At 69.5% G+C, this 13,863-nt stretch carries 13 protein-coding genes and 1 pseudogene; 10 read left to right on the forward strand and 4 right to left on the reverse strand.

Annotated elements, in window-relative coordinates:
* The first annotated feature begins 663 nt into the window (after window positions 1-663).
* The 5 genes and pseudogenes from ACWDRB_RS65025 (at window position 664) to ACWDRB_RS65045 (ending at window position 4,481) form a co-directional block, all read left to right on the forward strand.
* Window positions 664-1,584, forward strand: coding sequence for a DUF6192 family protein (locus ACWDRB_RS65025; RefSeq protein WP_449912118.1), 921 nt, complete (start codon window positions 664-666; stop codon window positions 1,582-1,584).
* Window positions 1,585-1,663: 79 nt separating this feature from the next.
* Window positions 1,664-2,041, forward strand: coding sequence for a hypothetical protein (locus ACWDRB_RS65030; RefSeq protein ID WP_449912120.1), 378 nt, complete (start codon window positions 1,664-1,666; stop codon window positions 2,039-2,041).
* Window positions 2,042-2,044: 3 nt separating this feature from the next.
* Window positions 2,045-2,872: pseudogene (locus ACWDRB_RS65035) on the forward strand (IS5 family transposase); the annotation flags it as partial.
* Between the two features lie 105 nt (window positions 2,873-2,977).
* Window positions 2,978-3,442: a hypothetical protein gene (locus ACWDRB_RS65040; protein ID WP_449912121.1), complete on the forward strand. Its 465-nt coding sequence runs from the start codon at window positions 2,978-2,980 to the stop codon at window positions 3,440-3,442.
* An 88-nt stretch (window positions 3,443-3,530) separates the two neighbouring features.
* Window positions 3,531-4,481, forward strand: a complete 951-nt coding sequence (locus tag ACWDRB_RS65045; RefSeq protein WP_449912123.1) for a phosphotransferase family protein — start codon at window positions 3,531-3,533, stop codon at window positions 4,479-4,481.
* 201 nt (window positions 4,482-4,682) lie between these two features.
* Here ACWDRB_RS65045 and ACWDRB_RS65050 read toward each other — a convergent pair whose 3' ends face one another.
* The 3 genes from ACWDRB_RS65050 to ACWDRB_RS65060 form a co-directional block, all read right to left on the reverse strand.
* On the reverse strand, window positions 4,683-5,621 hold the full coding sequence (locus ACWDRB_RS65050; protein WP_449912124.1) for a hypothetical protein: 939 nt from the start codon (window positions 5,619-5,621) through the stop codon (window positions 4,683-4,685).
* 398 nt (window positions 5,622-6,019) lie between these two features.
* Entirely contained in the window at window positions 6,020-6,973 is a 954-nt protein-coding gene (pip, locus tag ACWDRB_RS65055; RefSeq protein WP_449912155.1) for a prolyl aminopeptidase, read from the reverse strand.
* A 136-nt stretch (window positions 6,974-7,109) separates the two neighbouring features.
* Entirely contained in the window at window positions 7,110-8,735 is a 1,626-nt protein-coding gene (locus ACWDRB_RS65060) for a DHA2 family efflux MFS transporter permease subunit (RefSeq protein WP_449912126.1), read from the reverse strand.
* Between the two features lie 461 nt (window positions 8,736-9,196).
* On the opposite strand from ACWDRB_RS65060, the gene ACWDRB_RS65065 reads away from it, so the two are divergent.
* From ACWDRB_RS65065 to ACWDRB_RS65085, 5 genes are all read left to right on the forward strand, one after another.
* Window positions 9,197-9,574, forward strand: coding sequence for a helix-turn-helix domain-containing protein (locus tag ACWDRB_RS65065; RefSeq protein WP_350730880.1), 378 nt, complete (start codon window positions 9,197-9,199; stop codon window positions 9,572-9,574).
* Window positions 9,575-9,615: 41 nt separating this feature from the next.
* The gene (locus ACWDRB_RS65070) at window positions 9,616-10,812 is read left to right on the forward strand and encodes a serine hydrolase domain-containing protein (protein WP_449912127.1); all 1,197 of its coding nucleotides are present in this window, start codon (window positions 9,616-9,618) and stop codon (window positions 10,810-10,812) included.
* Window positions 10,809-10,964, forward strand: coding sequence for a hypothetical protein (locus ACWDRB_RS65075; RefSeq protein WP_449912129.1), 156 nt, complete (start codon window positions 10,809-10,811; stop codon window positions 10,962-10,964). Before ACWDRB_RS65070 ends, ACWDRB_RS65075 begins: the two co-directional genes overlap by 4 nt.
* 20 nt (window positions 10,965-10,984) lie before the next feature.
* Window positions 10,985-11,404 carry a hypothetical protein gene (locus ACWDRB_RS65080; protein WP_449912131.1) on the forward strand — a complete coding sequence of 140 codons (420 nt, stop codon included), beginning with the start codon at window positions 10,985-10,987 and terminating at the stop codon, window positions 11,402-11,404.
* A gap of 204 nt (window positions 11,405-11,608) precedes the next feature.
* Window positions 11,609-12,220, forward strand: coding sequence for a class I SAM-dependent methyltransferase (locus tag ACWDRB_RS65085; protein WP_449912133.1), 612 nt, complete (start codon window positions 11,609-11,611; stop codon window positions 12,218-12,220).
* On the opposite strand, the gene ACWDRB_RS65090 is transcribed toward ACWDRB_RS65085, so the two are convergent.
* Window positions 12,217-13,743, reverse strand: a complete 1,527-nt coding sequence (locus ACWDRB_RS65090) for a hypothetical protein (protein ID WP_449912134.1) — start codon at window positions 13,741-13,743, stop codon at window positions 12,217-12,219. The two genes, ACWDRB_RS65085 and ACWDRB_RS65090, sit on opposite strands and share 4 nt — an antisense overlap.
* Between the last annotated feature and the right edge of the window lie 120 nt (window positions 13,744-13,863).

The raw sequence follows: 13,863 nt of genomic DNA on the forward strand, positions 1-13,863 counted from the left end.
AAGCCGCCCTGAACGCCTTCGCCATCACCTTCGAAGGCCGCCTGACCCCGACCACCCGATAGAACAAATCAAGATCGAGATACACCACTGACTGGACACACCCTCGCCCCCTGGAGGGGGGTACGGAGGGGCTAGGACGTGGGAGTGAGTGTGGCGGTCGTGACCTTTCGGGTGCTGGCGGTCATGCTGAGGCCGGGAGCAGTCTGATGGGGTGCCGGTGACGGACGGTCGGTGTTGCCCGGCCTGTGGGACTTGCCTGCCTGGGTGGATGCGGCGGGACGCGGTCTTCTGCTCGGATGTGTGCCGGGCTCGGCAGCGGTGGCTGTTGCTGCGGATCCGGGTCAAGGTTGAGGTGATTCAGAACGCCTCGCCAGAGCGGACGATCGCTTGTCCGGAGTGCTCGCGGTCGTGGCTGGAGGGTGTGGATCATCCGGTGGGCACGATCTATTGCTCGCCGCGTTGCCGGACTGCGGGCTGGCGGCGGCGCAGAGCCGGTGAGGACAGCGTCACCGTGACGCCGTTCTCTTCGGATCGTTGATTGCGAATTGTCCTCGTATGGCGGGGTGGGGATAAGTCTGCAACCAGGGCATTGTCACCGATTGTGTGCGGGTGGAGACTTCGCGCTAGCACTCGTTGGGGGTGCCGGAGGCGAGGAGGGGCGCGATGGCCACCATGATCGGGAAGGTGACGCAGGAGCGGTACGAGCAGTTGGTCGCCGACGGGCTGGAGCAGCTCGCCGTCCAGGGGCGAACACAGCTGCAGCTGGGCGATCACGCCTTGGAGATCGAGCCGATCAGCCAGCGCGGCGGGTCGCACGCCGGCCCCGGGGAGGAGCCGTTCGGTGTCCGGCAGTCGCTGGCCCAGTACGCCGAGGATTTGGACATGCCGCTGGCGACCCTGCTCGATAACCGGTGGGTGGCCTCTCGCTGGCCCAAGGGGCGTCGCCAGCACGGTGTGTCGTACGTCGTGCACAAGGCGCTGGCCGGTATCGCGGAGGAGGACGTGCGCTTCGCCAAGATCCTCGACCCGCCCTGGCACGAGAAGTCGAAGACCCACCGGTGGACGCAGGACGCGGCCAAGCGGGAGGTTGGCCAGCGGGTCAACCGTCCCACGACGGTGCAGGAGAAGGTCAACAAGGTCCATGACCTGCTGGAGGATGAGAAGGTCGCGGCCCAGGTGGCGACTGATCTGCTGCGCCAGCCGCAGGTGGTGTCGGAGGTTGTCGAGGATCAGACCGCGATGCACCTGGTCAACCGGGCTCAGGTCGACCGTTCCCACCGGATCGCGGCGCAGCGGCTGGAGGCCGTGCCCAAGCCGACCAAAGTGGCTATCGAGCGGGCCCGCGAGCAGGTGCGCCACAGCCGGGAGTACATCGACCTGGTCGGCGCGTGCGCCACGTTTGTGGCGTCGGCCGGGCGGATCGTGCCGACGCTGCGCGGGCGTTCCTTCACCGACGAAGAGCGTGAGCGGGTGCACGCCAACCTGGCCCGGGTACGCGGCGCGACCGAATGGATCGGCCAGGCGATCGATACCGGCGACCTGTCCTTGGATGAGGGTCTGGCCGCGTTACTGCGGGGCGAGTGAGCCCGCGATGGCCTCCTCCACGCCTGCACGGGGGCGGCGGGACAGGCTGCCGACGAACGTGTGTGGCGAGCGAGTGCGGATGGCGCTGATGGAAGCGCGCCCGGCCGGGCTGAGCGCCCGGCAGCTCGTGGCCGCGACCGGGCTGAGCCCCTATCAGGTCCGCAAAGGCATCTTGTGGATCAAGGAAGTCGCCGCGCGCGAGCACTTGACCCCGCTCATCTACACGCCCAAGGGTGGCTATCGGTTTCCTGCCGACTCCGCCGACTGGGTGGCGTATGAGAAGTCACAGTTCGCGGCCGCGCTGACACGGATCAGCCGGCTGCTGGACGGGACGATCACCCCGCACGCCATGAAGTACCCCGACGACAAGTGGGCCCGTTTCGTCCTGGCCCAGGCCACCAGCCTGCAGTCCACGCTGGACCTGCTGGCCAACGGCAGCGCTCCGGTCGGAGGCTGAGCGATGCGCCCGCGCCGCTACCCCTCCGACACCAGCGCCGCCGAGTGGGCGCTGCTGGAGCGGCTGCTGCCGGTCCCGGCCTGCCAGACGCCCAGCGGCGGCAGGCCGGAGAAGCACGATCGCCGCGATGTGGTGGACGCGATTCGCTATCTGGTAGCGAACGGCTGCACCTGGCGGGCGATCCCGGCGGATTTCCCGCCGTGGGCCACGGTTTACGGGCACTTCGCGCGCTGGGCACGGCAGGGCGTGGTCAACCAGATTCGCGATCAGCTACGCCGCGCGATCCGGCTGCGCAGGGGGCGCTGCCCGGGTGCGGTCACCCTCATCGTCGATTCGCAGTCGGTGAAGGGGTCGGAAACGGTCAGCAAGGCCACTCGCGGCTTTGACCCAGCAAAGCGGATAAATGGGAGGAAGCGGCATCTTGTGGTTGATCCGGATGGGCTTCAGGTGATGGTCATGGTCACCCCGGCCGACACCCCCGACCGGGACTGCGCCCGCGAACTGCTGTTCCGGCTGCGCCTGACCCACCCCGAGATCACCCTGGTCTGGACCGACTCCGCCTATGCAGGATCGCTGATCGAGTGGGCCCGCACCTTCCTGGACCTCACCGTCAAGGTGGTCTCCCGGCCGCGCGGCGCCCAGGGCTTTGTCCTGCTGGCCAAGCGCTGGGTAGTCGAACGCAGCCTGTCATGGGTGCTGCGCGCCCGCCGCAACATCCGCGACCACGAGCGACTGCCGCAGCACAGCGAAATCATGATCACCTGGTCGGCGATCAGCCAGATGACACGCCGCCTCACTCGCAGCGCCCGCGCCAGGAAGTCCTGGAGCAAGGTTTCGTGACCGCGCGATTGCGGGCTAGCCTGCCTCGGAACCCAGCAAACGAGACAGGCCGATCCGCAGCCATACGGCCACGAAACCCCTTAGTGAGCGCCCCTCATGGGATCTCGAACCGAGCAATGCCTGAACTGCGAGGCACCGCTGCCCTCGCCCACCGGCCGCGGCGGGCGGCCCCGCACCTACTGCTCCGACGCCTGCCGGTGGGACTTCGGCAGGACCCGCGCCAGGCGCTGGCGCCCGATCACCCAGCGCCACCAACGCCAAGACGACACCCGCAAGCAGCGCCGTCATCTCCGTGACCAGGCTGAGCACCTCGCTCAGGCAGCCGGGAAGCTGGCCCTCGACCTGTACGCGGAAGACCTCGCCCTGCCCACCCAGCAGACTGGCTGGAAATCCGGGCCGATCGCCGGCTACGCCGCGGCCGCGCTGCCCCTGCTCGCTCAGGCCCGCGCCGTCCTGGCCGCGGCCGTCGCCGCCGATCGGGCGGCCGGCGCCACCTGGGACGAGATCGGCGCAGTTCTGGATGTCAGCCCTGACACCGCCGCCCGCCGCTACCGCACCTGACGGCGAGCTGGCACCTCATCGAGCGGCGCTCACGCACTGATCGAGAAAGCCTTGGCGGGTGCAGCCGTCGGGATGGTGAGATGGCACGATGATCAACCACGACGAGGCGGCTGTCCGACCGTTGACACTGGCTTGGGTGAGCCGGCACCTGGAGGTCGGCGAACGGATAGTCAAAACCGAGGCGCTGCACGGCGGCATCACTGCCGAGATGCGGAGGCTGACCATCGGCACGCGGCACGGAGGCACCCGTGACCTGGTGCTGCGGACCTTCGTCAACATGGAGTACGCCGAGGACTGGCTGAACAGGGAGGCCGGCGCCCTGACCCTGCTCACGGGGACCGACGTGCCGGCTCCTGGACTGGTCGCGGTTGATCCAACCGCCGCGCATTGCGAGTATCCGTCGCTCCTCATGACACATCTGGCGGGCCGGACGGTCCTCGACGATGAGGGAGTGGAGACACGCGTCCCTCTGCTGGCCCGTCAACTCGCGGCGATCCATGCGCTGCGGCCCGCCGAGCGGCCCCGGAAGTATGTGACGCTGACGACCGCCGACACCGTCGTGGTTCCGAAGGGCGCCGACGCGGCGGCATGGGCCGCGGCAATCGACGTGATCCGCAAGCCGGCGCCGCCCTATGAAGGGCGATTCCTGCACCGGGACTTCCAGCCCGGCAACGTGCTGTTCGCCATGTCGCCCCCAAGCCCGGCAGGTGCCCGGATCACCGGCGTCGTCGACTGGGCCGCGACCTCGTGGGGCCCGGCGGATCTCGACGTGGCGCACTGCTCCACCAATCTCGCGCTGCTGCACGGACCGGCGTGGGGTCTGCGGTTCGCTGAGGCGTATCAGGAGGCCGGCGGTGTGCTGGCCGCGGCCGCGAGCGAGCGGCTGTACTGGCAGGTGCGGGACGCGCTTGCCAGCTCAGAAGAAGTGCAGTCGGTGTCGCAGCCATGGCGGGAGGCAGGCAGAACAGAGCTGACGACGCGATCCGTGGAGGAGCGGCTGGACGCCTATGTCCTCGCCCTGATGGACGCGCTGGGCTGAGCCCTGGCGGTCCGGGTGCAGCCCGACCCCATCGGAGGTTCGAAAACAACCTCTTACCCAGCCGGAACAGATCATGGAGGGTGCCGAGCGGGGCTTCGTGGCCGAAGGAAACCGACGACGTAGGCGAAGCTCGTGAAACGTACGGATTCGCTCTCGGTGATCCCGGCTCAGCAAAGCCGGTCCCGGCGCCGCTCGGACGGCTCAACCGCGCAGCAGCTCCTCGCGCCTGGCCAGCAGTCGCTCTCGTTCTTTGGACAGCTCGGCGTCGCGGTGCCGCAGGTGCGTCCCCACGCCCTGGACCCATCGGGCCGTCCGCTCGACCTCGGCGCGGGTGTTCTCGATGCGCTGATGCTTCATCAGATCGGTGATGATGTTGTCGAAGAGCGTGTCGACGAACCACCGCGTGTCCACCTTGGGCAGGCGGGCTCGCGCGGAGACGCCGACGTCAGCGAGTTCGCGGGAGAAGATGTCCAGGGCCCGTTGGGCGTGCCAGGCGGCCTCGTCGGCGGAGCGCAGCCGGTTGTGCTCGACGGCGTCGGCGATCAGGCCGCCGCCCAAGAGGTCCCAGGTGGAGGCGCCCTTGGCCGAGCCGAGGTAGCCGAGCACCTGGGCCAGCGCGTGGAGTGCAGCCTGCCCGGCCTGGTACGCCTCCGTGTGCTCCCGCCGCTCCGCCGAGACACGGTCGAGGGTGACGCCGAGGTCCGTCAGCTCGCCGGCGCGGGCATCACCACGGGCGAGGAGCTGCCGCTCCTTCTCGGCCAGCAGCTTCTCGTACTCCTCCGAGGCCGTCGCGAGCCCTGCCAGCTCGGCCTCGATCGCCCGCGCGTCCGCTTCGATCTGGGTCAGCCGGGCCCGGTGGCCGTCGAGCCGCTGCCTGGCGGCGGCGGCCTCGGCACGCTCGCGATCCAGCCGCTCCTCGCGCTGGCTCACCAGGCGGGCCAGGAAAGCGGTCAGCCCGCCTTCCAGGCGGGTGACGTCGGCCTCCTCCTTGGACAGGTCCTTCTCCAGGTCGGTCAGGGTGAGGTGGGCCTGCTGGATCTGCTCCTTGGTGGCCGCGTGTTGGCGCCGCAGGTGGTCGGCACGGTGCGTTCGGGCGGCCGCCACGCGCAGCCGCTCGTCGGGATCTGAAGAGCTCGTCACACTTCGGATGACGAACGAACGACCCCAGACGTTCCAACCAGGCAGTCACCGAGCTCGGCTCGCGCGGCCGGGTCGTCGGCGGGGCGCAGGCCGAAGGTCCGCTCCAGCCAGGACGGGAACTGGAGACCTACCGCATCGAGGGGCATCGGCTGATCATCGTGGCGGCGGTCATCAAGGTTGTGGGCAGGGCATTTGCGCACGCGGGTATGGCACGGCGCTTGGGGGCTCATAGGCGGCGCAGCTCGGCGATGATGCGGTCGACCAGCGCGGCGTCACCGCGACGGGCCCGGCGAGGCGCTGCGGCGGCTTTGCGGCGAGGGCGCGAAGTGGCCGGCCGGCCCCGCGATCCCCGGCGACCCGCCCACTGGGCCGCCGCAGTCGCGAGGACGGCGTGGCCGTCACGGTTGGCGGAAGCGGTCGGTGGTGTCGATCAGGCGGTGTCGGGTGCCGGGTTCGGCGCCGCCGTGGCCCGCGTCCTCGACGAGGTGGAACTCGGCCTCGGGCCAGGCCTGGTGCAGATCCCATGCCTGGTCGGGCGGCGTCTTCATGTCGTAGCGGCCGTTGACGATCACGGTGGGGATCTGCCGGATGCGGTCGACGCCCGCCAGGAGGCCCTCTTTGGGGAGGAAGCCGCCGTTGCTGATGTAGTGGTGGGTGATGCGGGCGAAAAGGAGGATAGCGCCGTCGTCGAGCTCCGGCGGGTCGACAGGCAGCAGGGTGTTGGCCGAGAACTCCCAGTCCATCCAGGCACGGGCGGCCGGGAGATGGACGGCAGGGTCGGGGTCGCCGATGCGGCGGCCGTACGCGGCGATCAGGTCGTATCGTTCGTCGGCGGGGATCGCGTCGCGGAACGCGGCCCACTCGGCGGGAAAGAGGCGGGCCGCGCCGGCGGAGGTGAACGTCCAGTCCTCGTCGGAGGGCCGGACGAGGTAGATGCCGCGGAGCACGAGTTCGGTGACACGGTCGGGGTGGGCCTGGGCGTACGAGAGGGCGAGAGTGCTGCCCCAGCTTCCACCGAAGACCAGCCAGCGGTCGACGGACAGGTGCTCGCGGAGCCGCTCCATGTCGGCGACCAGGTGCGAGGTGGTGTTGTGCCGCAGCGACACCCCCGGGTCCGCGGCGCTCGGCCGGCTGGCGCCGCAGTTGCGCTGGTCGAAGAGCACGATCCGGTACGCGGCCGGGTCGAAGAACCGGCGGAAGGCGGGCAGGATGCCGCCGCCGGGGCCGCCGTGCAGGAAGACGGCGGGCTTGCCGGCCGGGTTTCCGCAACTCTCCCAGTAGATCTCGTTGCCGTCTCCGACGTCGAGCAGACCGGAGTCGTACGGTTCGATCGGCGGGTAGAACTCTTTCAGCGCCATGTGATCAAGTAGACCACCCGAACCGGGCGATCGTGCACCGCGCCGACCGGGGCGGGCGGGCGCACCGGGTGACGGACGACGGAGCGACAATGGTCGCGGCCGTCGGACCGCGACCATTGTCATCGCGGGGTCAGTCCTGTGGTGCGGTTTCGGCCTGCCGGTTCTGGGCGGGCTCGGTCGTCGCCTCCTTGCGTGAGCTGAACAAGAAGCAGAGCAGGGTGGCGGCCACCAGGGCGATGGCGCATGCCACGAGGGTGGTCTGCATGGCGTTGACGAAGCCGGCGGCGAACGTGTCGGCGGTGACGCGTTCGTACAGGCTGGTCGTGGCAGGGTTCAGGCCGCTGGGCGGCGTGGGCGGGCTGTAGTGGTGCGCGGCGGCCGTGCTGCTGTCGATGAACCGGGCGCGCAGATGCTCCGGTAGCTGACCGGCGCGTTCCTCGGCCTCGGTGCGCAGAGTCGAGGAGAGACGGGCCGACAGCAGGGTGCCCAGCACGGCGGTGCCCAGGACGCCGCCGATCTGCCGGATGGTGCTGGAGACGCCGGAGGCCGCCCCGGCCAGCCGGGGATCGACGCCGTCCATGGTGGCCTGCTGCAGTGGCGCGAACGTGGCGCCGCCGGCGAGCCCGATGATGGTCAGCCCGGGCAGCAGGCTCCACGCGCTGCTGCTGGGTCCGGTCATGGCGACCAGCACCAGCAGGCCGGCGGCCAGCAGCGTCATCCCGGTCATCAGGATGTACTTGCCGCCGAAGGTGTCCGACAGCCGCCCGGCGTACGCCGAGCCGACCGCGGTGAGCACGGCGTTCGGCAGCACCACCAGACCGGTCTCCAGCGCCGAGTACCCGCGCGCCATCTGCAGGTACAGCACCACCACGAACATGATGCCGATCATGCCGAGCTGGAAGACGAACCCGACCCCGTTGCCGACGGCGAAGTTGCGCACGCCGAACAGGGCCGGCGGCATCAGGGGCTCCTCGCGCTGCCGGTGCTGCCAGACGACGAACACCGCCAGCAGAGCGACGCCGGCGACGATGACCGAGGGGATGCTGATCGGCCCGGTGATGGTGCCCCAGCCGTAGCGTTCTCCCTCGATCAGGCCGAACACGATGCCGCTCAGCCCGGCGGTGGCCAGCGCGACGCCGACCAGGTCGAGCCGGTGTCGCCGGTACGGGCGCATGGGCGGCGCGACGGTCAGCGCCAGTACGGCGGCGATGATCCCCACGGGGACGTTGATGAAGAAGATCCAGCGCCACTCGAGGTGGGCCAGCAGGAAGCCGCCGAGGACCGGGCCGACGATCGGGGCGAAGCCGACGATCGCGCCGAACAGGCCGAATGCGCGGCCCCTTAGCTGCGGTGGAAAGATCGTCAGGATTGACGAGATGACCTGCGGGAACAGCAGCGCCCCGCCCAATCCCTGCAGCAGCCGGGCGGCCAGCAGCTGGGATGGTGAGCCGGCCAGCCCGCACAGTGCCGAGGCGACGGTGAAGACGACGATGCCGATCACGTACACCCGGCGGTATCCGAAGATGTCCCCCAGCCGCCCCGTGGTGATCAGCAGCACCGAGAAGATGAGCAGGTAGCCGTCGATGATCCACAGCACCTGGTCGTAGGAGGCGCCGATGCTGTGGATCAGTGTGGGGATGGCGACGTTGACGATGGATCCGTCGAGCAACGACATGAAGAAGCCGATGCACATGATCGCGAGAACCAGCCACGGACGCCGCGTGACCGGTTGTCCGGCGGATTTGAATTCCGGCACTCCGGAGACCTCCCTGAGGAGAACCGTCTGCTGGAGTGGCGACGCGGACCAGGGCCGCTGATGTCCGAGAGCGCTCACCCCGGCCGGATGCCCGAAAGCTCGCAAATGAGCAGGAGGGTTGACACGCGTCGCCACCGTCACAGAACACCCTTTTCCAGGATGTAGTGGGTGACTTCCACCTTCCCCGTGTCATCGGGACCCGGGTGAAGCTGGTTGGCGAGGCGGAAAGCCCAACGGTGAGAAGTCGGCTCGAAGCCTAGCACAGCGGTTCGGCCGGCCCGATGGCGTTCTGCGCCGCTCCCGATGGCTCGCTCTCGAAAAACTCGTCTCTCTTGTAGACGAGGTTTCTCTCGGCGCGCTAACGTTGTCTTCGCTAGAGACGACGTTGGGGAGATCTCCGCGTCGGCCGTGGTAGTACTGGAAATCCGCGAAGGAGGCCGCACAGACAAGCAGGTGCACCCATGATCGAGCGCTACCTCGGTGTCCTCGGCATCGCCGAGGCCCTGGGCGTGAGCCGTCATGCGGTGCACAAGTGGCGCAGCCGCTATTCGGACGACTCCGATCACCCGTTCCCCCTGCCCGACGTCGAAGTCGACGGAGCTCCGGGCTGGCGGTCCGACCGGCTGGCGGAGATCGTGCGGTGGCGCGAGGGGTTGCCCGGCCGCGGCGCGGGCGGAGGCCGTCCTTCCCTCGCACGTCAGGAGTACCTCAAGGAAGCAGGGTCGCGCGGCCTGACCCGGGACGAGGCCATACGCGCGCTCGCCACGTTCGGCGAGGAGTTTCCCGAGATGACCGAGCCGGAGATCTGCGCCTGGCTCGTCGGGAAATGGCGCGGCTAAAACCGTTCCCCAAACCCCATCAGCACGGAAGGCGATGACGCATGCCCGAAATCGGCGGAGAGACCGCACCGGGATTCGAAGCAGTACGTGAGGCGTTCGCGGCCGATCTGGCCGGCGAGCCGGAAACAGGCGCCGCGGTCAGCGTCTACCTGCACGGCCGGAAGGTCGTCGACCTGTGGGGCGGCATCGCCGACCCCGGCACCGGCCGCCCCTGGGAGCGCGACACCCTGCAGCTCGTCTACTCCACCACCAAGGCCGTCACGGCCACCTGCGCCCTTCTGCTGTCCCAGCGGGGCGAGTTGGACCTCGACGCACCCGTGGCGGAGTACTGGCCGGAGTTCGCGGCCAACGGGAAGAAGCACATCCCGGTGCGGTGGCTGCTCACCCACCAGGCCGGGCTACCCGCGATCGACCACCCGATCACCCCGCGGGAGGCGATCGCCTGGGAGCCCATGGTGACCGCGCTGGCGGCCCAGCGCCCGTACTGGGAGCCCGGCACGGACCACGGCTACCACGGGCTCACCTATGGCTGGCTCGTCGGAGAGGTCGTCCGCCGGGTGTCCGGCCGCAGCCTGGGCACATTCCTCGCGGACGAGATCGCTGCCCCGCTCGGACTGGACCTGTGGATCGGGCTGCCGGAAACCGAGCGGCACCGGGTCAGCCGGATCATCGACACCCCGCCCGACTTCCAGGCCATGGCCCGGATCGACCTGAACGCCCTTCCCGAACCCATGCGCGAGGTCATGACCGCCTTCGCCGACCCCACGTCGTTGACCAGGCGCTCGCTCGCCGTCGTCACGCCCCCGCTGGACCACAACAGGCCGGAGGAGCAGGCCGCCGAGATGCCCGCCACCAACGGCATCTGCACGGCCCGCGCGCTGGCCCGCTTCTACGCCGCGCTCATCGGCGAGGTGGACGGGCACCGCATTCTCACCCCCGGCACCCTGACCGCCGCGACCGCGGAACAGGTCAGTGGCATCGACCGCATCCTGCGGATGCCCGTCCGCATCGGCACCGGCTTCGGCCTCCCGACGCCGGACGCGTTCTGGTACTCCCCGACCGCCTTCGGATTCCCCGGCCGCGGCGGCTCGCTCGGTTTCGCCGATCCGGCGACCGGTCTCGCCTTCGGTTACGTCATGAACCACGTCCTGGAAGGCGTGCCGGACCTGAGGGCCGCGAACCTTCTCGCCGCGGTCCAGAATGCCCTCGGTGATCTGACCGCGCCGTACGGCAAGTGATCGTCAAGCGTTTTCCAACCACGGTCCCTTATGTTCTGGACATGCCCAGCATCGGTTTAGTTGAGATCATCTTCGCGTTCCTCATCCCCCTGGCGGTTCTCTGGTTCGTCATCTACACGGCCGTACGGGCGGCGATCCGCCACAGCAAGTGACCAAGGCTGGTATTCGACGCATGACGACCTCGCCCGGACAAGGTGACCTGATCGACGGCATCCAGGTCCGGCTGGAGAGCTGCGGATGGCAGGCCGAAAGCGGCCAAGGATGGCGCTGGGTCGACCACACGTACCAGAACGACGACGCCACGCTCCGGATCAGGTATCTGCCGGACACCAGCGCGATCCGATTCGATTTCGAATCCGAGGAGCACCTGGCGCGGCTGTCCATCTCCTTCCAGGACTCCCCGGACCGGATCCTCGATCTGATCACCCGCGACCAGTCGTCACTGTCCGAGGAGACCTGGCGGGCCTTCGTCGCTTCGCTGATCGAGCTGTCTCCCCGGGTCCTCTCGCCGGCCGACGAGGACGGCGACGACGAGGTGATCACCGACCCGGACGAGGGTGTGGCCGCGCTGCGCGAGATCGAGTGGGAGTGAGCAGCCGGCACCTTACCGAGAGGGTGCGGGGACCGGGCGTACGACGATGGACTGGCTCAGCGGGCGCTCCCCACCCGTGAGGAACGGCGATCCGGGCACGGGAGCCGGCCAGTAGGCACGGCCGCTCACCCATTTGACTTCAAGCACACTTGAAGTCGTTGACTGGCGATCATGCAGACAGCAGGCACATCTCTCAAGCAACGCGTGATCAGGTACTTGGTGCGCCAGGCGCACCACCCCCGGGGCATCGTCGGGTGGGCGAACGGCCAGATGTTCGCTCATCGTCCCTCCAACCGGCAGCGCAACATCTGGGCGGTGTCGTTGCTGGACGTGCGGCCCACCGACCGGGTGCTCGAGATCGGCTTCGGCCCCGGCATCGCCGTCGCCGAGTTCGCCCGCCGCGCCACCCGGGGCCACGTCTTCGGCGTCGACCACTCGCAGGCCATGGTCCGGCAGGCCACCCGTCGCAACGCCGCCGCCGTCCGCGCCCACCGCGTGCACCTCACGCACGCCTCCGTGGAGCAGCTGCCGAGCTTCGGCGAGCCGCTCGATGCCATCCTCGCCGTCAACTCCGTGGGGTTCTGGCCCGACCCGGTGGAACGGCTGAGCGAGCTGCGCCGCCTGCTCCGCCCCGAAGGACGCATCGCGCTCGTCAGCCAGCCCCGCTGCCCCGGTGCCACCCGGGACACCACCGTCCGGGCCGCCCAAGAGCTCCAGGACCTGCTCACCCAGGCCGGCTTCACCCATCTGCGGGTCGAGACCCTCGAACTCGACCCGCCCGTTGCCTGCGTGCTGGCCGACAATCCGCCCCGTTAGGTGAGCGGAACCTGACCTGGCACCTTCCGGCGGCGTACGGCGATCGCCACCCCGAGGGCGATGGCCGCATAGCCGCAGGTCACGGCCAGCCCTGCCCACGGCGGGAGCGGGTAGTAGCCCCCGATCAGCGACGGGTCCACGTCCACATGCGCGAACGTGGGGACGCTCTGCGTGATCGCGAACCCGGCGGCAGGGGTGATCATCAGCAGCCATGGCGCCAGGCCCGCGGTCGCCAGCAGGTAGGGCACGACGACCAGCGCGATGGCCAGCCCGATGGCGACGACGCCCCGCTTGACCAGCGCCGCGAGGCCCAGCGCCAGCACGGCGGCGGCCGCGGTCAGGGCCGCGAAGCCGACGATCACCCGCAACTCGGTCGCCAGGGTGAGCGGCTGGATCGGGTTCTGATTGGCACGCAACATCGCCAGGCCGACGGGGATCACGACCCCTGATGCCACCAGCCCCGTCACGAACGCGACCGCGCCGACCACCACGGCCTTGGCCGCCAGCAGCCGCGCCGGATGAGGGGCGGCCGGCGGGCCGGTCCTGATCAGCCCGCGCCGGTGTTCCGCCGTGAAGAACGTGACCGCCCCCACGAGCACCGGGATCAGCCCCACGGCCCCGCCGATCAGCATGAGGTCGGCGCGCAGGCCGCCCTCCATCGTGGCGGGCCCGATGTCACCGCCCCCGGTCACGATGAGCTTGTCCCCGGACTCGACGACCCCGCCCGGGTGATGCGGGGTCTTGCCGTCGGACTCCATGGAGACGCCGACGTCGTCGCGGCGCCACGAACCGTTCGCACCCTCCAGCGTGATCTGGTCGAAGGTGGCGGTGGCCTGGGCGAAGGCCTTCGCCATGGTCCACAAGGCGCCAGGTGAGGTGGCGAACATCCCGATCTCGACCGTCTCCGGCAGCCCGGTCAGCTTGACCGTGCTGACCTGGGTCCACGCCTTGCCGTCGTCCGACTCGTAGCCGGTGACGGTGTCGCCCGACCTGGTCAGCCGCAGCCACTGGGGGCCGTTGTGCGGACCGCCGGGCACGTCGTGGGTGAAGTTGTACTGCATCCGCACGCCGTGATCGCCGGTGAGCATGACGGCGGCGTACGGTGTGCCCTCCTTGAGGCTCTGCCTGACGAGGAGCCCGGCCTTCGCCCACGGCACCACTCCCTCCTTGATGTTGCGCACCCCGGGTACGGCGTCCGGCAGCCGGATCTGCCCGGTCATGTCCGACACGCGGGCGGTGATGCTGCCGTTCCCCTTGAGCGGCTGGTGCACGAAGTAGTACTTGTCCTTCACCGCCGTGCCGTCGGGCCCCACCAGCGGCGCGGGGCAGGGGCCCTCCCCCTTCCCGGTCACGCAGGTGGTGCGGGCGCCCCCGGCGATCAGCAGTCCGAGCGACACGGTGACCAGTACGGAGGCCGCCATGGCGAGCGCCCAGCCACGCGCGGTGCGGAACTTGGTCCACTCCGCGCGCAGCAACGGCGGGAAACGGTCCTGGCCGGATCGGTGGGGCGTGAATGAACTCATGCCGACGGTTGTACGCGGCACCCGGTTCCAGCAGGGTCGCAGCCGCTGCGACCTGGCTGGAACCGGGGATCTGGCATCGTTGACCCATGGCACCTCGACCCGGCGGCCGGTCCGGCCGCT

This window comes from Nonomuraea sp. NPDC003707 (genome assembly GCF_053587055.1).